General features: G+C 37.6%; 18 protein-coding genes and 1 pseudogene. 2 read left to right on the plus strand and 17 right to left on the minus strand.

Annotation, left to right across the window (positions count from 1 at the left end):
- Positions 1-16 precede the first annotated feature (16 nt).
- Positions 17-1,483: an alpha-ketoglutaric semialdehyde dehydrogenase GucD gene (gucD, locus tag J2Y03_RS25180; protein WP_310199590.1), complete on the plus strand. Its 1,467-nt coding sequence runs from the start codon at positions 17-19 to the stop codon at positions 1,481-1,483.
- A gap of 382 nt (positions 1,484-1,865) precedes the next feature.
- On the opposite strand, the gene J2Y03_RS29075 is transcribed toward gucD, so the two are convergent.
- From J2Y03_RS29075 to J2Y03_RS25245, 13 genes and pseudogenes are all read right to left on the minus strand, one after another.
- Positions 1,866-2,039 carry a hypothetical protein gene (locus tag J2Y03_RS29075; RefSeq protein WP_396954267.1) on the minus strand — a complete coding sequence of 58 codons (174 nt, stop codon included), beginning with the start codon at positions 2,037-2,039 and terminating at the stop codon, positions 1,866-1,868.
- 591 nt (positions 2,040-2,630) lie between these two features.
- Complete coding sequence (locus J2Y03_RS25190; protein WP_310199592.1) at positions 2,631-4,145, minus strand: IS1182 family transposase; 1,515 nt, start codon at positions 4,143-4,145, stop codon at positions 2,631-2,633.
- Between the two features lie 122 nt (positions 4,146-4,267).
- Positions 4,268-4,663 carry a group II intron maturase-specific domain-containing protein gene (locus tag J2Y03_RS25195; RefSeq protein ID WP_310199638.1) on the minus strand — a complete coding sequence of 132 codons (396 nt, stop codon included), beginning with the start codon at positions 4,661-4,663 and terminating at the stop codon, positions 4,268-4,270.
- Between the two features lie 51 nt (positions 4,664-4,714).
- Positions 4,715-4,942 (minus strand): annotated as a pseudogene (locus J2Y03_RS25200) (reverse transcriptase domain-containing protein); the annotation flags it as partial.
- Between the two features lie 373 nt (positions 4,943-5,315).
- Positions 5,316-5,909: a reverse transcriptase domain-containing protein gene (locus J2Y03_RS25205; RefSeq protein ID WP_310199594.1), complete on the minus strand. Its 594-nt coding sequence runs from the start codon at positions 5,907-5,909 to the stop codon at positions 5,316-5,318.
- A gap of 132 nt (positions 5,910-6,041) precedes the next feature.
- Complete coding sequence (locus J2Y03_RS25210; protein ID WP_310199596.1) at positions 6,042-6,173, minus strand: hypothetical protein; 132 nt, start codon at positions 6,171-6,173, stop codon at positions 6,042-6,044.
- Positions 6,174-6,733: 560 nt separating this feature from the next.
- Complete coding sequence (locus tag J2Y03_RS25215) at positions 6,734-7,927, minus strand: PDZ domain-containing protein (RefSeq protein WP_310199598.1); 1,194 nt, start codon at positions 7,925-7,927, stop codon at positions 6,734-6,736.
- A gap of 286 nt (positions 7,928-8,213) precedes the next feature.
- Positions 8,214-9,668 (minus strand): S41 family peptidase, encoded by a 1,455-nt coding sequence (locus J2Y03_RS25220; protein WP_310199600.1) that lies wholly within the window; start codon positions 9,666-9,668, stop codon positions 8,214-8,216.
- Between the two features lie 169 nt (positions 9,669-9,837).
- On the minus strand, positions 9,838-11,118 hold the full coding sequence (locus J2Y03_RS25225) for a murein hydrolase activator EnvC family protein (protein WP_310199602.1): 1,281 nt from the start codon (positions 11,116-11,118) through the stop codon (positions 9,838-9,840).
- A gap of 90 nt (positions 11,119-11,208) precedes the next feature.
- A complete protein-coding gene (ftsX, locus tag J2Y03_RS25230; protein ID WP_132092980.1) occupies positions 11,209-12,102 on the minus strand; it encodes a permease-like cell division protein FtsX in 894 nt (297 codons plus the stop codon).
- On the minus strand, positions 12,092-12,778 hold the full coding sequence (gene ftsE / locus J2Y03_RS25235) for a cell division ATP-binding protein FtsE (protein ID WP_132092983.1): 687 nt from the start codon (positions 12,776-12,778) through the stop codon (positions 12,092-12,094). Before ftsE ends, ftsX begins: the two co-directional genes overlap by 11 nt.
- A 293-nt stretch (positions 12,779-13,071) precedes the next feature.
- Positions 13,072-13,392, minus strand: coding sequence for a cytochrome c551 (gene cccB / locus J2Y03_RS25240; protein ID WP_310199605.1), 321 nt, complete (start codon positions 13,390-13,392; stop codon positions 13,072-13,074).
- A 50-nt stretch (positions 13,393-13,442) separates the two neighbouring features.
- Complete coding sequence (locus tag J2Y03_RS25245) at positions 13,443-14,306, minus strand: YitT family protein (RefSeq protein WP_310199607.1); 864 nt, start codon at positions 14,304-14,306, stop codon at positions 13,443-13,445.
- Between the two features lie 219 nt (positions 14,307-14,525).
- On the opposite strand from J2Y03_RS25245, the gene J2Y03_RS25250 reads away from it, so the two are divergent.
- Positions 14,526-14,894, plus strand: coding sequence for a hypothetical protein (locus J2Y03_RS25250; protein ID WP_310199608.1), 369 nt, complete (start codon positions 14,526-14,528; stop codon positions 14,892-14,894).
- A gap of 115 nt (positions 14,895-15,009) precedes the next feature.
- Here J2Y03_RS25250 and prfB read toward each other — a convergent pair.
- From prfB to J2Y03_RS25270, 4 genes are all read right to left on the minus strand, one after another.
- Positions 15,010-16,111, minus strand: a protein-coding gene (gene prfB / locus J2Y03_RS25255) for a peptide chain release factor 2 (RefSeq protein WP_310199610.1) whose coding sequence is annotated in 2 segments (ribosomal slippage) — positions 15,010-16,038 and positions 16,040-16,111 — 1,101 coding nt in all. Because the reading frame shifts where the segments join, the coding sequence is not laid out codon by codon here.
- A gap of 380 nt (positions 16,112-16,491) precedes the next feature.
- Positions 16,492-18,375: a multiheme c-type cytochrome gene (locus tag J2Y03_RS25260; RefSeq protein ID WP_310199612.1), complete on the minus strand. Its 1,884-nt coding sequence runs from the start codon at positions 18,373-18,375 to the stop codon at positions 16,492-16,494.
- A gap of 256 nt (positions 18,376-18,631) precedes the next feature.
- Positions 18,632-20,380, minus strand: coding sequence for a cytochrome c3 family protein (locus J2Y03_RS25265; protein WP_310199614.1), 1,749 nt, complete (start codon positions 20,378-20,380; stop codon positions 18,632-18,634).
- A gap of 113 nt (positions 20,381-20,493) precedes the next feature.
- Positions 20,494-21,462 (minus strand): 6-bladed beta-propeller, encoded by a 969-nt coding sequence (locus J2Y03_RS25270; RefSeq protein ID WP_310199616.1) that lies wholly within the window; start codon positions 21,460-21,462, stop codon positions 20,494-20,496.
- Positions 21,463-21,482 lie beyond the last annotated feature (20 nt).

Consider the following 21,482-nt stretch of genomic DNA (forward strand, 5'->3'; position numbering starts at 1 on the left):
AATGAGGTGAATGAGAATGACAGTAGAAACCATTGCGAAAACGTATTTGAACTATATTAATGGGGAATGGGTTGCCTCTTCCAATCAGGAAGTAGATTCAAGTATCAGCCCTGCAAACTCGAAAGAAATCGTAGGATATATTCAAAGATCCACGAAGGAAGATCTGGATGAAGCCGTTGCTGCAGCCAAAATAGCTCAAATTCAATGGAGAAAACTCTCTGGGGTTACCCGTGGTGACTTCTTATATAAGGTAGCGAATGTTATTGAACAGAACATTGATGATATTGCGGAAACGATGACCAGAGAAATGGGAAAAACGTTCCCGGAAGCAAAAGGAGAAACCGCTCGCGGCGTAGCCATTCTTCGCTATTATGCAGGAGAAGGGATGCGTAAAGTCGGAGATGTGATCCCATCCACGGATGCCGATGCCCTTATGTTTACCCAGCGTGCTCCTTTAGGAGTCGTAGGGGTCATTACCCCTTGGAACTTCCCTGTAGCTATTCCTATTTGGAAGATGGCTCCAGCTCTTGTTTATGGTAACACCGTTGTTATTAAGCCCGCCCATGAAACAGCCGTAACCGCTGCGAAAGTTATTAAATGCTTTGCAGAAGCCGGTCTTCCTGCTGGTGTGGTAAATATGGTTACTGGGTCCGGTACCATTATCGGGCAAGGAATCGTGGATCACCCTGATATTGCTGCCATCACTTTTACTGGCTCCGATCAAGTGGGTAAAGCGGTAGGACAAGGAGCTTTAGCTCGCGGAGCGAAATATCAGCTTGAAATGGGCGGAAAAAACCCTGTGATTGTGGCAGCTGACGCCGATTTAGATTTAGCGGTGGAAGCGACAATAAGCGGTGGCCTTCGCTCCACTGGCCAAAAGTGCACTGCTACTAGCCGTGTCATTGTTCAAAGCGCCGTTTATGAAGCTTTCAAAGAAAAATTAGTTGAGAAAATAGCTCAATTAAAGGTCGGAAATGGACTGTCAGGAGAAACCTGGATGGGTCCATGCGCCAGCGAAAAGCAATTAAACACGGTCCTCACTTACATTGAAAAAGGAATAGCCGAAGGTGCTACTCTTCTCTATGGTGGACAAAGGGTTGTAGAACCTGGTCTTGAAAATGGATTCTATGTAGAGCCTACTGTCTTTGATCAAGTCACCTCGGACATGACCATTGCTCAAGAAGAGATCTTTGGACCTGTTTTGGCCTTAATCAAAGTGAATACTCTTGAGGAGGCGCTCGAAGTAGCCAATGACGTTAAATTTGGTTTAAGTGCTTCCATCTTTACCAAAGATATTGGAAATATGCTTTCCTTTATAAAAGAAATGGAAGCCGGGTTGGTTCGTATTAATTCAGAAAGTGCTGGCGTTGAGCTTCAGGCTCCATTTGGTGGAATGAAACAGTCCAGTTCCCATTCCCGTGAACAAGGCCAAGCTGCGATTGAATTCTTTACATCAATTAAAACCGTATTTGTAAAAGCTTAAGTAGGTTTTTACACCATGATTTATTCATACTTCCCTTAAAACATCTAATTACCCACCGTTAACGAGGGCACCGCAAAAAGGTGATATAGTTTAAGGCATTTATAAAATAAACCACTAAATTATATTTTTACATAATTTAGTGGTTTATTTGTTTGGATTTTAGATTTTGGCCCTTTCTTATACTGTGAAAGGCTTCTAGGTGCTTTATCATCCCCTTTACATTTCGGCGAGCTTCCACACTTCTAGAAGGTCACGTGCTTCCTTTTCTCTCAAGGGGATCTGCGAGATCACTACAGAGTTGTTTGCATACAGAAGTCGATAAATATATTTATTCTAGTGGGAGAATTGGAAACATTTTGATCAAATGGGAGTTAGAATGATATTATATTATAAATGTAACGAGAATATAAAATAACGCACCTAGTGCTGAACGGTATAAATCTTTGTTATGCTTAAAAGCTCTTGAAAATAAATCAAGAGGATTGTAACCATATTTGATCGGTGCCTCAATTACTCGAACATTTCCTTCTTTTAATTCCAATGCAGCTAAGGTCAATCGTCTTCTACCATATTCTGACTACGAAACTCCAGCTATATAGGAAAATATTTGTTTAATTACCCAAATTGTTTCAAACAGTAGTGGAGATTGGAAGTTATATCATATTTTGGGGAGTAGTATTAACTTAAGTGAAGAATAGTTATTACCAGAAACTGTATGTACCTCCAAGTTCAACTGGGAATCATAATCCAAGATGATATCTCAAGATGGTTAACAAATGATGAAATTGCTAATGGAGTCATAGAAGCTTTAAAATTTAACACAAAATTGTCTCTCAGGTAAATGAGTTAATTTACTTAAAGAGCTCAATTCTGTTTCAGAATCCATTTTATAGGGGTTATTTGCAACTCTTTGACTTGTTAAAAGAAAGTTGTATAAATAGCTTAATGAAGGATAAAAGTTTACTGTACAAAGCCTGATAATATACTACCAAAACTTTCATCCTAAAATGGACTATGACAGTCTATTAAATTCATGTTCAATTACCTCATTACTATAGTTTCGGGTAAAATACCAAAATAAAAGTCTAAATAGAGTAGGCGCATGAAAAAATTCATGCGCCTCGCACAGTTCCGTACGTGAGTCTGTCTAACAATTAATTGTAAATTTATAAAGGTGGAAATATTTCTGTTTGATTTTCGATAAAAACAATAAAATATCATAAGATGCATGTAAAAAGGGGGCTATGCCCCCCCTGAATTTTCTTATTAACTCTTTAACTCCGATTATATTTATTAGTCTTTTAAAATTATATGCAAGACAAATAAGACTTACCTCAGAGTTTACTGATTCAAGCCCTCTTGTTAAAAAATATGTATAACCAAAATGTCGTTTTATGGTTCCAAAAAGGTGTTCTATAATAGAGCCCCTTTTCTTATAAATATGATCTTTTCTAATGGTATTTTCAGTTACCTGGTCAATGATTTCTTCATCTTTATACCTGATAATTGATCTTCCGCCTTTTGCGGAAGTACACAAATCTTTTTTTCCGCATTCATTATAGTTTACACATGTATAGCGTTTGATTTCTTTACCGTTTTGCTTTCCATTCCATTTAAAATTTAAACAATAGCCCATCGGGCAAATAAAAACATCCTTTGTTTGATCATATTTGAAGCTTAATTTATCAAATCCGTTTTCAACCTTTTGTTGTTTTCCTTTTTGGGGCTTTATAAGGATTTCGATCTGTTCATCTACCACTTCAATTATTTCAGAAATATTGAAATAACCTGTATCAGCTAAAGCTGTAACTTTTTGGTCCTCAAATACTTCCTTAGCTTTTTTAACCATGTTTGATAATTGACCTTGGTCATTAACATCATTTACTACTTCGAAATCTACAATTAATTTATTTTTATTATCTACAACTGCTTGGACATTAAAGCAAACCTCAAATTTCCCATTATTCTTCATGGACTTTGCGTCTGAATCAGTTAAACAAATTTGTTTCTTTCCTTGTTCCTTTAGTTCTTCTTTAATGGCATTTAATTTCTTTATTCTTTCTTGATAGCTCCCAATTTTATCATTTATTTTTTGTTTCATACTCTCATCATCAGTTGTTCTTAAAACGTCATTGATATATTCCTCAATTTTCGCTTCGTAGTATCCTAATTTCTCTTTAATAATATTTTCATTATAGTGTTTATTTTTTGCGCTATTTGCTTTAATTTTTGTCCCATCGATAGCGACAATTGTGCCATTAATAAGACCAAAACCTTTTAACATAAGAGTAAATTCTTTAAACAGCTGCTTAATCGCTTTTTTGTTAATTTTCATAAATGAAGATATAGTACCATGGTCAGGTTTTATTTTGCCCATTAACCACATTAATTCAATGTTTCTCGTTGCCTCAGTCTCCATCATACGAGATGACCTGATTTTATTCATATAACAATAAATATATAATTTAAGGAGATCATGTCTTCTATAAGGTTTTTGCCCAGCTTTATAACCCGAATAAACAATAAAACCAAGTTCCTCCAGATTTAAGCTATCCACATATGCGTCAATTACTCTAACCGGATTATCCTCATCAATAAAATCTTCCAATGTATTTGGTAATAAATTCAACTGATTTCTATCCTCACCAAGAATATATGGCATACTATCATCTCCTTATATTACAAATTCGACAATAGTTCGGGTTTTCCTATCGGGAAAGTAAGAAAAAGGTGACAATTGTTAGACAGACTCACGTGCGGGTCATCGCATACGGCTCCTCCACTTTATCTCCGTTGGGGATGTAGTTCATCGTAAATGTCTAAAAGAAATACAAGTTTAATTTCACGAAACCTCTCATTGGGAATCGCAAAATGTACATGTTGAGTTTTCGAATTCTTCCATCTAGTCATTACTAAAAGCGGAAGTTCACCCTCCCAATTCCTTTTCCTAAGCTCCCTGTGGAGCTTTCTTATTATTCTCCAGCTTCTTAACTGAATCATCCGTAATCTTCTTCGAATCCATGAATCCAAATTTTGAAACAGTTTCTTTGAAAAACCAATACCAAAGTACCTTCCCCATCCTCTAATGATGGGATTCAACCGATGTTTAACAAATTCCTCCAAATTCACTGTTTGGTTTCTCTTCGTTACTTCCTTGATTCTTTTCTTGAACTTTCCCACAGCTTTATCAGATGATGAATGGTAATATCCTATTTTGAAAACATATCCTAAAAAGACAAATGGTTCTACAAGGTTGTCAACGATTTTTCTCTTTTCTGGGTGTATTTTCAGCCCTAGTTCTTTTTCAAGAAGTTTCACTACTGTTTTCAATACTCTTTCTGCACCCTTTCTTGACTTGCAACAGATTACGAAGTCATCCGAATATCTTGTTATGCGATGACCTCGCTCCATCATCATTTCGTCTAGTGGGTGGAGAAAGATGTTTGCTAACAGCGGACTAGTTACGCCGCCTTATGCAAAGTTAACCATTATGCAAAGTAAATAGCTTTTGAGTTGGCTTTAAGGCACTTATTAATGATTTACTTTGCATAATAATCCACACAAATAGCTGATATAATACGTAAAAAAACAAGGAAAATAGTCCGTATAGTGTAAATAGCTACTATTTTTGCGATATAATCTTAACTTTTTACTATCCAAAGCAAAAGTATTATGCAAAGTAAATTGGGAATGAATCTACTAATATCAGTGGTTTTCATCGTTTACTTCGCATAATTACTTTCTTTGCATAAGGCGGCTTATGCAAAGTTTCCCATAAGCCGCCCTGTGGACTCCCCTTGTCATTTTGATAGTATATACCGTTTTCAAGGATTCATGATTTTAAGAACTGTGAAATTAGTGCTAGTACACTACTATCCACGACTTCTTCCTTGATTAATTCAAGAAGCTTATCATGTGGGATTGAATCAAAGTACGTCTTAATATCAGCGTCTATTACATACGTGTAGCCATCTTTTAAATCCTGACGGATTTGTTCGATGGCCATATGAGCACTTCGGTTCGGACGGAATCCATAACTACAGTCTAGAAACTTCTGTTCAAAAATGGGTTCGAGAATTCTTTTGGTTGCAGCTTGGATAGTTCGGTCTCCTACTGTGGGAATACCTAATGGACGTTTTGAGACATCAGCTTTTGGGATAAAGACTCTTCTGACTGGTTTAGGACGGTATGTTTTTGTACGTAAAGATTCTTGGAGCACTCTTAAGTTGTGTTCCAATTCTTTTTCAAACTCTTTAATCGTTATCTTATCCACACCCTGGGCACCACGATTCTTCTTTACATCATAAAAAGACTGTTCCAAGTTTTGATAGTCCCAAACTTTATCAATTAAGCTGTACCACTTGCGTTTCTTTTTAGAGTTCTCAACTACACGTAAGCTTCGTTCTACTATAGATTTTTCATGCATTCGTTTCCTTCCCCAATAAAATATCAGCAGTATAGTTGGTTCAATTACTGATACCTATATTAGTACTACGCCCTAAACAACCTACTTTCTTTCGGTCTCAACTCTTCGGCTTTCTGCCTCCTTGACATCTGTTTAGTACATGACGAGTAAATAAGTTCGAATTGCTTTTCTTCCATGGGCAGACGGGCTTCGCATCAGTTCACTGCCATTTGGGTCAATGTCTGTCTTACCAACTTCGTGATAAGTCACTTGTCTTTGTGGCATTTCTGACAAGTTTATTCACTACTATCCCCTGCTCTGACTTCTCACCTTCCATAGTCTATTTCTTGTCCATCGCGGCTTTGAAAAAGAGTTACCACCTACGGTGGAGATGATGAGATCTCCTTGGGTCACGTTCATCGCCTTTCACTCGAAGCCAGTCCTCATAACTAATAAGATACATAGTGGTATTGGACATTCCCATCCTTTGCAAGGTTATCCCATCTTACCAGCCAACACGGTTACAGCCACCTGTTCCGAGCTTTGCCTTCAAGTCCTCCGCACGAAATCTCACGATACTCGCACTACCTGTCAGCTATACATTTCCGCCACAACGGCATGTTAGGGACTTTCACCCATTAGAGCGATGCGCTGCCAAGCGCACAAAGAAGAAGCGAAAATACTTCGCTTCTTCTTTAAATATTCAAAACTTTAAAATCTAAATTATTATTGATTAAATTAGCCATTATTAAATTAAAAATGAACTTGGGTTCCGCTTAATTATGAAAAGATTATTCCGGATAATTTTGACGAAATTCCGATTAATTATGAAAAATTACAATTCCTTATCCTATTTTTTCATCAAACTTTTTCTGGTCTTGTACAAATAGAATGCCCAATTCATAATGATCACCTTCATACAAAGCTCGTTGAACAAAACGGACCTCGCCATTAATATCCAAAACTTCGAGCTTACAATGAGCTCGGTTTTTTTGTAATGCTTCGTAAAAAACTTGCTCATCACGAATCAGAACACCATTAATCTTTGATATTAATTCTCCTACTTGAAGACCCATTTTATCAGCAGGTGATTCAGGTATAATCCCAATAATCATTAAACCATTGTTTTTTTTCGAGAAGTAAAAAGGTAAATTATCATCCTTCAATCGTTGCAATAAGGAGATCAGTTCACGACCGACAATCGCTAAAGCCGCAACCACGATGGAGATGAGCGGATACCAATAACCGATAACAGACAAAATCAGTGTCATGCATCCGAGTGCTATTACTCTACGACCGAGCAGCTGAATCGACTGTTTTGGAAGCATACCTTGAATTTGCTGGTTAAAACCAACAGCAAACGGCACAAGAATTAGGGAGTAGGATTCCGCCCCCAGATGAAACACTGGCCACCACTCAAAGGGTAAGGCAAGCGCATCACCTGGGAAAAGCAGAAACATTGGCAGCACCCAGAATCGTTTCACTTCATGGGCTCCGACACTTTGCCCGCGCCTGCTTTTTACCAGCTTAGGCGAGGACCCTTTACTTGCATTTTTAAGAATAAGTATTCCTTCTGCTATTACCAAAAGTGCCAATAGGATGACCACCGACGGATAGACCTTATCATCTATTGCCTGAAAGACCTCTTTAAAGACCGGAATATTCAAGTCATATTCAGCGATTAAGATAACTCCAAAAAATGCCGCACCAACTGTGTAGACTGGCGACATTAACCGGATATTTGTTGTTAAGCTCCATATTAACGTAAAGACAGCGATAAGTAGGATTGCTGCAAATGGAACGGTCAAACCTGCTGTAACGGTGACAATGGAAAGCACTAGACCCAAAATTACTCCTTGTGGAAACAATTGTCGAAGTTCAAAGAAGGCATCAAATGTCCGAGTATGGAAATTTTTCCGCTCCCGTTTTACTCTTGAAACTCCCAGAATCCCGGATAGGAAAATAATATAGTAAAAAACCGGATGAAGGAAAAGTCTCCCCGTCCCTTTTAACAGCTCAAATAGCCATAATTGCACCAATTCCTGCCACCTGCCTCTATCATAAATTCTACTAATCTAGCTCCTAATGATTATTTTACCAAAATGGTAGAATAAAACCTATTGCTAGTTTCTTGTAAAAACAAAAAAATGTCGAATTATTAGCTTATGATAGTGTCAAATTTGTCTTTTTTAGCTTACATTACTTATTACCATGCTAGATTCTGCAAATTTCGGCAATATTTCCTTGGAAATGTTCGACATTTCCCAAGGATTTAAATGTATTTTGTCGCAAACAAAAACAGAGGCTTACGCCTCTGTCCTATTTTTATTTTGCAATTAGTCTCAGTGCGGTTTGCAGCTGGATATCGTTCTTCTCTTTTTTCATTTCTTTTATTGCTTCTTCTTCCAGCTTGGCAGCCGTTTTGGTGTCGATTTTTCCAGTTGGCTGCAGGTTATTGTTCTGCTGGAAGGCTTTAACCGCTGTGGATGTTTCAGAACTAAAATATCCATCGGTACGGCCCGGGTCAAAGCCTAAGCCGGCTAATATTTCTTGTGCATTTTTCACCTGCTCATTATTCATATCTTCTTTAAGTGGTTCCTCTATTTGGAGCGGATGTGTATCAAAAATTGGCGGTTGTTTAATCTCTACATCCGGTTTGATTCCTTTTTTGTGTATCCAATTTCCATCTGGTGTCAGCCATTTGAAGAGGGTCAGCTTAATATTGCTGCCATCTCCCATTGGAACAGCCTGCTGTACTGTTCCTTTCCCAAAGGTGGTTTCACCGACCAGCGGATAACCTGCCGCTTCTTTTAATGCTCCTGCTAAAATTTCCGAGGCAGATGCACTGCCTTTATTAATTAGGACAGTTACTGGGTATTCTTTTTTCTCTGTTAGGTTGGAGAAATGCCGTTCTTTTTCGCCATTTCGTTCCTCGATTTGGATAAATGGTTTATCCTTTGTAACAAATTCTTTTAAGATATCCTCAACGCTAACAAGCAATCCACCGGGGTTTCCGCGGACATCTATGATTAAACCTTCTATATCCTTCTTCTCTAATGAATGTAACTCTTCTTGAAAATCTGAAGCAGTTTCTTGAGAAAAAGAGGTTATTTCAATGTACCCTATATTTTTCCCATCTTTCTTTTTCACAGAAGCATGAATGGTCTCGAGTGGAATTTCATCACGAGTGACATCAATGGTCAGAGGTTCCTTTAATCCCTTTCGAGAAATTTCTAATGACACTTTCGTCCCTTTTTTACCTCGTATTTTCAGGGTCGCTTTATTGAGGTCCAGCCCCTCGACACTTTTTCCATCTACTTTTAAAATTTCATCATTTGGCTTTAATCCTGCTTTTTCTGCTGGAGAATTTTTAAATGGAGAAACAATGACGATTTTTCCATCAACCATACCAACTTCGGCTCCGATACCTTCAAAAGATGATTCTAGAGCTTGATTGAATTGTTGAGCTGTTTCCTTATTCATATAGACAGAATAGGGATCGTCTAAGGTTGTGAGCATTCCTTGTATTGCTCCCTCCACTAGAGTCTCGCTATCTACCTTTTCAACATATCGACTCAGGATTAATTCATAGGCCTGATTTACTTTTACAAGGTCCTCCGTATCAGCTTGATTCGTAACGACTGTTTCCCTTTTCTTTAATGCTTGTTCAATGGCAGAGTTCCCCTCTTCTTTTCCAAACCACTGCATTCCTGCATATGTGCCCCCCGCTCCAGTAAGAAGCGAACCCACCACCATCAGGGCAATCCATTTACTTTTCATCCCGTTCCCCCTCATGTGCAGCATCAATTGACTGACCTTATCATGATTTCCTGCTCGTTTATTTACTAATATGTAAGAGAGGGACGAGTTATGCTAGAAATGTGAATAGGCTCTTTTATCGATTTTTATCCATAAAAAAAGAGAGAAGCACGGCTTCTCCCTTTTCTCATTATGGCATTGGTACAATTCCAACTGGATTTATCGCGTTACTTTTGCTTCCGTTCCATTGCCCTCTATGAAGCTCAAAGTGTAAATGTTTACCTGTTGAATCACCTGTGCTGCCCATGATTCCAATTTGTTGTCCTTTTTTCACAACTGCTCCAGAGCTGACTGACCTGGTTTCCATATGAGCAGATACAGTTGTATAGGTTTGTCCATTTACAGAATGAGCAATAAATACAACATTACCATAGCTACTAGAATAGTAGGATTGAATAACGACTCCATCAGCTGCCGCCCAAATTGGCACACCTGATGCTCGATTGGCAATATCAATTCCAAAGTGGAATGAACCCCAACGCGGTGCAAAACCTGATGTAAAGGTTCCGTTAGCCGGAAGGGTGAAGGCTCCATTTGTGACAGGCGCGGTTACTGTGCTTCCTCCGCCGCCATCTCCACTATTCCCGGTGTTATTACTAGCAGCTGCCGCTGCAGCAGCGGCGGCTGCTGCTTCTGCTTGGCGTTTTTGTTCAAGTGAAATTGCTTGCTGGAGAGCTGCTGCTTGTGCCGCAAGGATTTGTGACTCTTCCTGCAGCTCCATTTTATGTTCATGAATCTCTTCTTCTTGTTGTTCAAGAGAGGCTAATAATTCATTCTTTTCAGCTCTTTGCGCATTCAATTGTTGGTTCATTTGTTCTAAGTCAGCAAGCATGGTTTGGACATTCGCAAGCTCCACTTCCACCTTAGCTTGATTATCCTCTAGGCTCTTTTTGTCAGCCTCATGCTGTTTTAAGATATCTTGGTCTGCTTGCATAATCGTTGCCACTGCACTGGCACGGCCAATAAAGTCACTAAAGTCTTTTGAACCCATTAACACATCAAGATAACTGACTACACCTCCAGTTTCCTGATAGTTACGGGCACGATCCTTCAGAAGCTCATTACGTTTTAGAATTCGCTCCTTGGTAATCTTAATCTCTTCTTGTAATCTAGCTATTTCTGTCTTGGTTTCCTCTAGCTTAGCAGTTTTTTCACTGATTTTTTTATGTGTATCACCGATTGCAAAATCAAGGCGTGTCATTACTTCTTTTACATCCGCCTGCTGTTCTTTTAAACTATTAATCTGTTGGTCTGCATTATTAATATCTGAAGATACTTCAGATTTTTCTTTTTCAATTTGATTTTGTTGATCCTTTAAGCTAGAAATGGAAGATGCTTCAGCGATTCCCCCAAAAATACTGCTTACTACGAACGTTCCTGTAACGGCTAAAGTTAATATTGTTTTATTCAAGTCCAATTTCTCCTTCCCTGATCATTATGTAAGGGTTTATCTATAACTGTAATCAGGAAGGACATTCTTACCTGTCCTTCCTGAAAAAAATTAAACCTTCAAGAATTTTCTTACAGACATCAAACTTCCCCATACCCCAATTAAGCCGCCCATTAAAATCAGAACTCCTGATACTTGATAAACAAATGGACTATAAGGAAGGATTTGAATAAAGTTCCCAACCAACTTTGGCGCAAGATATTCATACGCGTGATAGTAAGCAATCGAAATTAAGATAATTGGCAAGATGGCACCGAATATGCCAAGCCATAATCCTTCTAAGAAGAACGGCCACCTAATAAAACTGTTCGTTGCCCCTACTAGCCTCATGATTTTAATTTCTCTTCGCCTTGCAATAATCGTAATTTTAATCGTATTAGAAATTAAAAAGACAGCAGTGAAGAATAAACCTGCAATTAATACGATACCGACATTACGGCTCGCGTCAATAAAATTAAATAATTTTTCAACAGTTCCCTTACCATAAACAGCCTTTGTGACATATTCTAGTTTCTCAATTTTACCTGCTGCTTTCATGGTTTCTTGCGGATTTTTCGTTTTTACGATGAATACGTCGTTCAGTGGATTGTCTTGTTCAAACAGTTTAAATGCTTGTCCCTCTTCACCCATGCTCTTAATTAAACCTTGAAGTTCTTGCTCCTTGGATGAATACTTAACACTTTGTACCTCTGTTATCTTTTCAATCTCACCTTTTAATGCTTGCTGATCTTCTTCATTCGCAGCAACATCGATGTGAACGCGAATTTGAACATCCTCTTCTATGGTTTCTGCAACTTTATTGAGATTCATCATAATAACGAAAAAGACGCCGACTAGAATTAGTGTTACCGTTACAGCACTGACTGAGGCAAAAGTCATCCAGCCATTTCTGCCGATACTCTTAAAACTTTCACGCACATGACGTCCAAGAGTTCTAATTTTCATAACCGTAATCACCTCTTTGTTCATCACGTGCAATTTTTCCTGCTTCAATCGCAATTACACGATGTTTAATCGTATTAACGATTTCTCTGTTATGTGTAGCCATTACAATAGTAGTACCTCTATTATTGATTTCTTCAAAGATATTCATGATTTCCCATGAAGTCTCTGGGTCAAGGTTACCTGTAGGCTCGTCCGCAATCACAATCTTTGGAGAGTTTACAATTGAGCGTGCAATGGAAACACGCTGCTGCTCCCCTCCGGATAATTCTGTTGGAAGCATTCTTGCTTTATGTTTTAGGTTAACGAGATCAAGGACTTCCATTACGCGCTTCTTAATAAACTTAGGCTGAGCTTCAATAACTTCAAGTGCAAAGGCAACATTCTCATAAACGGTTTTCATTGGCAATAGTTTAAAGTCTTGAAAGACCACACCAAGGTTCCGTCGAAAAATAGGCACTTTCGAATTTTTTATTTTAGCCACGTTTACACCATTCATCGTAATGGTTCCTGAGGTTGGTACTTCCTCACGATACATCATTTTTATGAAGGTTGATTTCCCTGCACCACTTGGGCCAACCACATAGACAAATTCACCTTGGTTAATCCTAACATCAATCCCATTTATCGCTGTAACCCCATTTGGGTATTTTTTAAATACATCCTGCATTTCTATCATTTAGATCACCTTTATAAGTTAGTTTCGAAACAATAATATTCGACAACAACCTCTTATTTTCTTGCACAAAAACAAAATCCTAGACAAAATACTGCAGGATTTCGCATAAATCCATTATAACACTCTATAGGCTTAAAAAAAGCGGTAAAATTATTACAGTTTCTTTTCAAAGCCTACATTAATTGTTATATATATCCTAGATTTTTCGACAAAAGTTAACAAAATCTTAATAAAGTAACATGGATTCATAAAAATAAAAAACGTTCTGTTCAAACACAGAACGTTTACATATATTACTTTTTAGATGCGAGCCATTCTGCAACCTTGTCAAGGTCATCACCTTCGATAAGTCCTGCTGGCATTCCACCAGTAGTACCATCTTTAATGATTGCAGCAATTTCATCCTTTGATTTGCTAGCTCCAACTGCAGTTAGTTCAGGCCCCATACCGCCCTTTAAGTCACCGCCGTGACAGCTTGAGCACTTTTGTGAGTAAACCTTTTCAGCATCCCCAGCTGTTGCTGTGTCTCCACCCTCGTCATCTCCGCCTCCACAAGCAGCAAGACTCATAACAAGAGCTGTTCCTAATAACATTTTTAGTAGCTTTTTCTTCATAAATATTCCCCCTTAAGAAAAAATTTCCATACGAGGATAGTATAGCAGGATTAAGCCCTTTTGAAACCTTCTCCCAACACTTCAGAAGCGTCCATAACAACGATAAATGCAGATGGATCAAGGCTTTTGACCAATTGTTTCAATTTTGTGAACTCACGTTGATCGACAACACACATGAGGACAGGACGTTCATTATCGGTAAAACCTCCATAAGCCGATAGTTTTGTAACACCACGGTCAATTTTATTCAGAATTCCCTCACGAACTTCCTCTTGTTTGTTGGTAATAATCATCGCTGTTTTCGACCTGCCTAAACCGACTTGGACTAAATCTATTGTTTTACTCGTCACATATAAGGCGATTAATGCGTATAATCCACGTTCAATATCAAAGACTAGGGCTGCAGAAAGAACAATCAGTCCATCAATCAAGACAACACTTGTACCTAGGGTTAATCCCGTGTACTTGGTAATAATTTGCGCCGCTAAGTCGGTACCGCCTGTAGAGGCATTTCCTCTAAATACAATTCCTAACCCGAGTCCTACTGCGATACCACCAAACAAAGCACCGAGCAAGGCATCATTCGTCCATGGTTCGATATTCTTTGTTAAAAAAACCACAAACGGTAAAAAAACAGTTCCCACCAGAGTTTTTACGCCAAATTGTTTTCCTAATAAAACAACTCCGGTGATAAACAATGGAATATTAAATGCCCATTGTACATACGCAGGCTCCCATCCCAGCACGCTTAATAATATAGTACTGATTCCGCTAACGCCTCCCGAGGCAATTTGATTTGGCAGCAGAAATACATTGAATGCCAATGCAATAATAGCAGAGCCAATTAGGACATTTATGTATTCTAAAGTAGTTTCAAATTTAGGAGCCCGATGTTTATTTTTTCTTCTATTCATAGTGCAAGTCCCCTCTAAATTACCATTTTGCTATAATTTTCGATTCCAACCGAAGTGAGTATAGCATGGCAATAATTAGCTGTAAATGGCATTGAGATAACGCATTAAAGGGATAAATTTTTTATAGTATTTGTCATTAAAATGGATTTCATGAGGGAATAGAAGAATTATATCTACTTTCAAAAAATGGTATAATTGTCGAATAGAGAAGGTGAAAATATGGATCATCAACTAATGGAAATAATGGAGCAAATGAATAAACAGTTTAAAAAAATGGATCATCGATTTGAAGCAATAGATAAGAAATTTGATGCCATGGATAATAGGTTTGATACCATGGATAAAAGGTTTGATACCATGAATCAAAAATTTGTTGCCATGGATAGCCGATTTGATTTAGTAGATCAGCGATTTAATAAAATTGATCTACGATTTGATAATGTAGAGTCAAAAATTGAATCTCTTCAGGAAACAGTCGAAAATAATGCTACTGAGTTCAGAAGTCATTTTAGGCATGTAGAAGAGAAACTTAACTACCATGATAGAATGTTTAAATTAGTGACTGAGGAACTAATTGGTAGAAGGTAGCTCTCATTAATCAAAATCTTCTAACCTCCCCATAATCATTCCACCATGAGCGGTAACAGTATCCCAATAATAATAAAGCCTTTGCCGACTCATAGGGCAAAGGCTTTGATTGTTATTATGAAATTCTCGAACGCAGGTATGCGTCGATGAATGGATCCAAATCTCCGTCCATAACACCCTGAACGTTCCCACTTTCAGCACTAGTCCGATGATCTTTCACCATAGAATAAGGGTGAAAAACGTAAGAACGAATTTGGCTTCCCCAGCCAATTTCCTTTTGTTCTCCGCGAATTTCTAGCAGTTCTTTTTCTTGCTGTTCGATTTCACGTTGATAAAGCTTGGCTTTTAGCATTTTCATTGCAGCTTCACGGTTTTTAATTTGTGACCGCTCATTCTGACAGGTAACGACAACACCTGTTGGCATGTGAGTAATCCTTACAGCCGAATCGGTTGTATTGATATGCTGTCCACCGGCACCGCTAGCACGATACGTATCTATTTTTAGATCCTCTGTACGGATATCAATTTGAATTTCATCATTAAATTCCGGCATCACTTCACATGATACAAACGAAGTATGACGGCGGCCAGAAGCATCAAACGGTGAAATCCGGACCAATCGATGTACGCCTTTTTCTGCTTTTAAATAACCATAGGCGTTATGCCCTCTTATCGCCAAGGTTACACTTTTAATCCCCGCTTCATCACCAGGAAGATAATCAAGGGTTTCTACCTTAAAGCCCTTCTTTTCAGCCCAGCGTGTATACATACGCAAAAGCATTGAGCCCCAATCCTGTGACTCGGTTCCGCCCGCTCCTGGGTGCAGCTCTAAAATCGCATTATGTTTATCATATTCTTCACTCAAAAGCAGCTGTAGTTCAAACTCATTTAATCTCGAGGTCAGTTTAACTAACTCTTCCTCAAGTTCTGCCTGTAACTCCTCGTCACTTTCTTCTTTTACAAGCTCGTAGCTGATTTCTAGATTCTCAAATGTTTCGAACAAGTCACTAAACTCATTTACCTGATCCTTTAGTGCATTTGCCTCACTAATGACGGTTTGGGCCTTCTCTTGGTCATTCCAGAAATCAGGATGAAGCATTTGATCATCAAGTCCAGCTATGCGCGCTTCCTTATTTTCAAGGTCAAAGAGACCCCCTAAAGTCCGCTAAACGTTTAGCTGTTTTTTCAAGTTCGTTTCGAATTTCTGCTAATTCCATTTTCTTCACCTCTATAAAAATTACGGTCTGTTTCTAGCATATGTCTTGGTCGTTCGTTTGTTCCTTATCCATTATAGCCTGATTATAGGGGGAATTTCAAAAATCTACATTACTTGCCTAAATAAAAAGATTGATCCCTCATCCCTTCCTGTGGATAAGTTCACTTATCAACAAATCATATTAACCTATAATTGAAATATATGTGGATAAGTAGAGTTATCAACATAATTTTTGAAAAAATCTAAAAATTTAATCCACATATCAACATATTAACAGTACTTATTAACATTATTGAAAGATTTCTAAACAAAAACGAGAGGACGAATCCTCTCGTTTTATCTGGATTTAAAATTCTTGAGCATTCACAACTATCTTCAGAATTATTTTGGTAATTTCCCAGGTGAATGAGCAGCTTCGATAAATGTCTTCGATTCTCCACCATGACAAGTAGAACACCTTACATCTTTATCTTCTATTGTTCGGTGACCAATTATGTCCCCATCACCATTTATTTCTTTAAATTCCGCTGCTCTTCCATAAATTTCAATAGATTTATTATGACACTTCCGACAAAAGTTGCGCTCTTCTGATGGTATCCAATCACCTTCAGATTTATTAAATGCATCTTCAGTTTTTATATTACCGAATTGTTCTCTCAGCAATTTAATATTGTTTGACCCATGTGTATCATGACACTCTGCACAAGGGATAGGACCATTTAATTTACTTCCGTCATCATTTGTTTGTTTACCTTCAGGAATTGTAAAATAATGTCCTGAGTTTGTTTGTAAGTAATATTTTTCTATATTTTTGTTTTTGTCCATGCTATGACACCGTAAACACAGTGAATAATCATTTATCGTTTGAGAGTTAGGATCTGTAATTTTAGTCGATTTTGCACCTTCTGCTGTTATGGACTTATTATAGGAAAAAACTTCATAAACAACATCAGGATACTTATCTCGGTCATAGATTGTGTCATCCTCATGGCAAGAAATACAAGATGTTTCTAAACTATCTACTGTGAGAGTTTCCAAACCTTTTTCCGGATGTGCTTCCTTATGCTTATAAACATAATGGTCTTTTAGCAGATTTTGATTTTCTTCTGACCAACCCGAATGAGGGTTGTGACATGATGTACATGATTCCGCTTGTTTCAATTCATTTGTTCCTGATTCAGTGTATTCAGCTGGATTATTATGATGATACTTTTTATCAATCTGGTCAATTATCGGTGCATTCATTGTTCCATCATGACATGCCATACAATAGTTTGAGGATTGATCTGCTTGTAGCTCATCCTTGAATTTATCCTTATAGGAATTTCCAGCTAAAGTATTAGGAGAACCTTCATGTGTACTATGACAAGCAGCGCACATATTTGTTTTCGCTATATAATGGCCATGTGGATTATCAGATTCCCTCATATCACTCCTAGTTGTAAATTTATAGCTTTTTGTATACAAAGGGTTATTTGCATCATCCATCAGTAGTGAATCGATGTAAACTACATATGTTGTGTTTAATTTCCAATCTAACTGATTACTGTCCGGTGTAAAAAAAATATCATACTTATACATTCCAGATTGATTACCAAGTTCTTTAATTTCTGAAGTCCCGCTTATCTGCTTAGTTCCTACCATCACATTAATAGGGTTATAAGGATTCGTGGTTGCCTCAATTTTATTTAAAAGCTGAAGCATTGGCTGATCATCAGCGACAGTAATTTTAATCTTTGCTTCTAGAGGTACTCTTGTAAGATCTTCACCTACAAGTATGGTGTTATCAGGAAGGAGTATCCCCGTTTCTATTATAAATGGTCTTGTTTTATTTATAGTTATCGTAACACTTTGATTAGCTGACATTGTCTCCTCAGCTGGTGGAATTTCTTTAATTTCAATGGACAGATTATGGGTTCCTTCTGTTAAGATGGTTGAAAAAGTCCAAGTTTTTTCTGTATCATTTTCGACAATGTTCCATTCTTCTACATTTGTCGTGGAGTCTGAAATTTTAACCTCATTATCATAGGCTGTAAAAAGGAGCCCGTCCTTTTGAACATTGTCATCCGTGTATGTTCCAGTAATAACTACATCTGATGTGTTTAGCACTGCATTAGAGACAGGGGTTCCAATTAATATAGTAGGTTTATCTCCAATAGCCGAAAATACATTAGTAGACGGAAAAGAGAAAATCGAGGCACATACTAAAAGTATGATTAAGAAACTACATAATATTTGCTGATATTTAAAGATATTTTTTTTCATCAGTTCTCAACTCATTTTCTGTTAATTTATGTTTAGTTATTATGCTAAAGTTATTTTCTACAGGGATTATATGTATATTATAACAGTGAATACAAAGAAAAAATGGGGCGGAAATGAAGAGATTTTTTGACAGATTTGTGACTATGTGGAATAATAAAAGCAAGGTAACAATATAACTATTGTTACCTTGCTTACTAATATTAAATATCATTATTCTTTTAAGCTAACAAGTAGTGGCGCTATTTGTTGGCTTTTCTTATGGTTTGTAAACACCTGGTTGTAATGAGCTGTAATTACTCCAAGTAGTATCATCACTTGCGATTGATCCATCATGACATCCAAAACATACAGCCATACCGGTGTAACGTTTTAATGCAGATGATGGGTTTGGATCTTTTAAGTAATCTAATGCTGCTGTTTGATTTCCTTCGTATAAACCTCCAGTTGCAGTTAATTCAGCAAGTCCCCTATCTAAAGAGTCCTTCATGATTGCTGCATCAGTACCGTGTGCATAGTGACAGCGTACGCAAGTAAGTCTGTCAGTATCTGTTTGGTGACGGTGAGCGGAAGTAAATACACCAGTATCAGCATTAGCATAAGTTGCTGATAGGTAGTCAGTGTGACAAGATGCACAGAATTTACTCATTTGAACACCACTGTCTTTTACATAAGTTGGTGCAGCACTGTCAAAATAATCATAGTTGTTTGTAACCTTATCAACAGCTGCCCCAATTAAGAATGTAGCTTTATCAACGCTTGCAGCCGTTGTGTCAAGAGGTTTACTATAAGCAAAACCGTCTTTCCAAACAATTACAAATTCTGCAGTTGCAGGTTTAACAACATCAGCTGCTTTTAACTCTGTCATAACTGCAGGTCTACCGCCGTCAGAACGCATCCATAATGAAGAGTCTGCGATATATTTCTTAGCTTTGTAGTCCCACTTGTAAGTTGAAATTGCTACAGAATCTGCAGTAACTCCAGCTCTCTTGAAAAAGACATTGTCATCAGCTGACACAGTATCATCAACTTGAGTTGCTACCACTGTTTGTCTTACAAGGATGTAATCTCCAACATTTGTTGTAGGAAGTGCAGCTAATTCATAAATGCCTTTGTTAGAAAACTTCATACCACCATTTGTTCCTGTAGCAGGATCAATTGTATTCTCAGTCTTAATCCAACCAGCAGGGTCTGTTTTTAATAAACGAGCGCTATCAGATCCGTGGGGATTGTGACAGCTTGCACAAGTGAACTCTTCAGCCCATTTGCCAGTTTCAGTATGATTTCCACCTGGTGCAGCTTTAACGTCAACAGTTCCGTCAGCTAAGTGAACGGACATGTTTCCAGCATGAGATCCGCCGAATGTACCTGATTTTGCTGATGCAGCGTCAAATACTCCATTTGCTCCCATTGTACCATCATGACAGGCAGCACAAGTGCTGTAAGTTCCATCTCTGAATAATAGGTAGTGGTCTTCACCAGTATGTGTTTGGTGACAACTTGCACAAGAGTTTGTGTTATTTTGGTAAGAACCGTGCATTTTTTGACCAGATCTTTTTTTACTTAAGCCTTCAAAACCAGTTTCGTTAGCGTTGACTAAAGTAGTGCTATGGTCAACACCTGAGGTATCAATAATTCCATTGCTATAATCTGCTAATAGCACATCACCACTCGCAACAATAACAGTTGGTGCAGTTTGATATGCTAATTCAACTGAGTACCTTGCTCCAACTGTTAATACTGGAGAAGTATAAGATCCAGTTTTGTCAGCAAGAGTTGTTACATCTACTGTTTCTACAACAGCATTTGCTGCATCTTTAAGTGTTACTGTAAAAACTGTACCAGCAGCATCCGTAGTTAAACCTTTAAACGTTACAGTAGCAGTATTTGCTCCTGTAGTTTGAGTTAATGAGAAACCCATTGCGCTTTTCGCAAAAGCAGCAGTGCTTAGCATACTTACTAAAATTAGAGCTAGCAGTAGTGAGAAGCCTAGTTTTGTCTTACTCATTTCTAAAAACCTCCCTGTTTTCTCTCTCTTTTTCTCTCTAAAACAATCCTTCTACGAACTTATAACTCTTAAATCTAGTTTTTCGCATCACCTCCTTTAAGAATTGAGTAATCTTAAAAGTAAACGGCAACTCTTTGGTTAAAAGTATCTGTAATATACATCTGGCTTTTTTCATCAATAAATAGGCCATTAGGGAGGAAAAATTGATCATTTTCTGAGCCTAGTCCACCAAATTGATAGACTTGTTCTCCCTTATTATCAAACCCATAAACAAAGTGAGTCATATTATCTATCATATAAAGTGTTCCTTTTGAATCTACTGCCAACCCTCTTGGATTAACAAACTTTGATTCACCTTTTGCATCTTTGTTACCATTAATAATACGTACGAATTTTCCTTTTTCATCATAAACAACAACCCTTAGATTACCAGAATCAGAAACATATATATTTTTATCGTTGTCTATGGTAATCGCGTTGGGAGCATTAAACACATCTTCTATGCCAGAGGCGGAAGTAATTTCAAGTAATTTCTTACCGTCCAGGTTAAATACGATGACCTTTTTACTTTCGATATCTGTAACATATAGTTTGTTATCAAAAATTCTTAACCCAGCTGGACTTGTAATTGCTGGTGTAGTACTATCTTTTTCCTCGAAATATTTAATAAACTTTCCTTTTTTCGAGAAAATAGATATCTTTCCATTATATAAATCTGCTACATAAACATTTCCATCCTTGTCACCTGTAATACCATATGGGAACTTAAATTCTCCTTCACCCTCACCCTCTTTACCAAACTTAAATATCGGGGTACCACTGGTATCAAATACCTGGACTTGTTTATTGTTAGTATCCGTTACATAAACATATTCCCCAATTTTCGAGACATCCATCGGTTTATCCAACGGAGATTTGAAATCTCCCTGTATAAAGTAACTAAAATTAGGCTCACCGCCTTTAACATTATTAGCAGCTTTATCAACTTCTTGACCTAGATTTAAGTAATAGATTGCAGCAAACAAGACAACGCTCAATCCAACAATTGTGCCCATCCATATATAAGCGGTTCTTCTTTTCAATGAATTCAACTCCTTTACAT

Source organism: Neobacillus niacini, assembly GCF_031457145.1.
GTDB classification, from domain to species: domain Bacteria; phylum Bacillota; class Bacilli; order Bacillales; family Cytobacillaceae; genus Neobacillus; species Neobacillus niacini_J.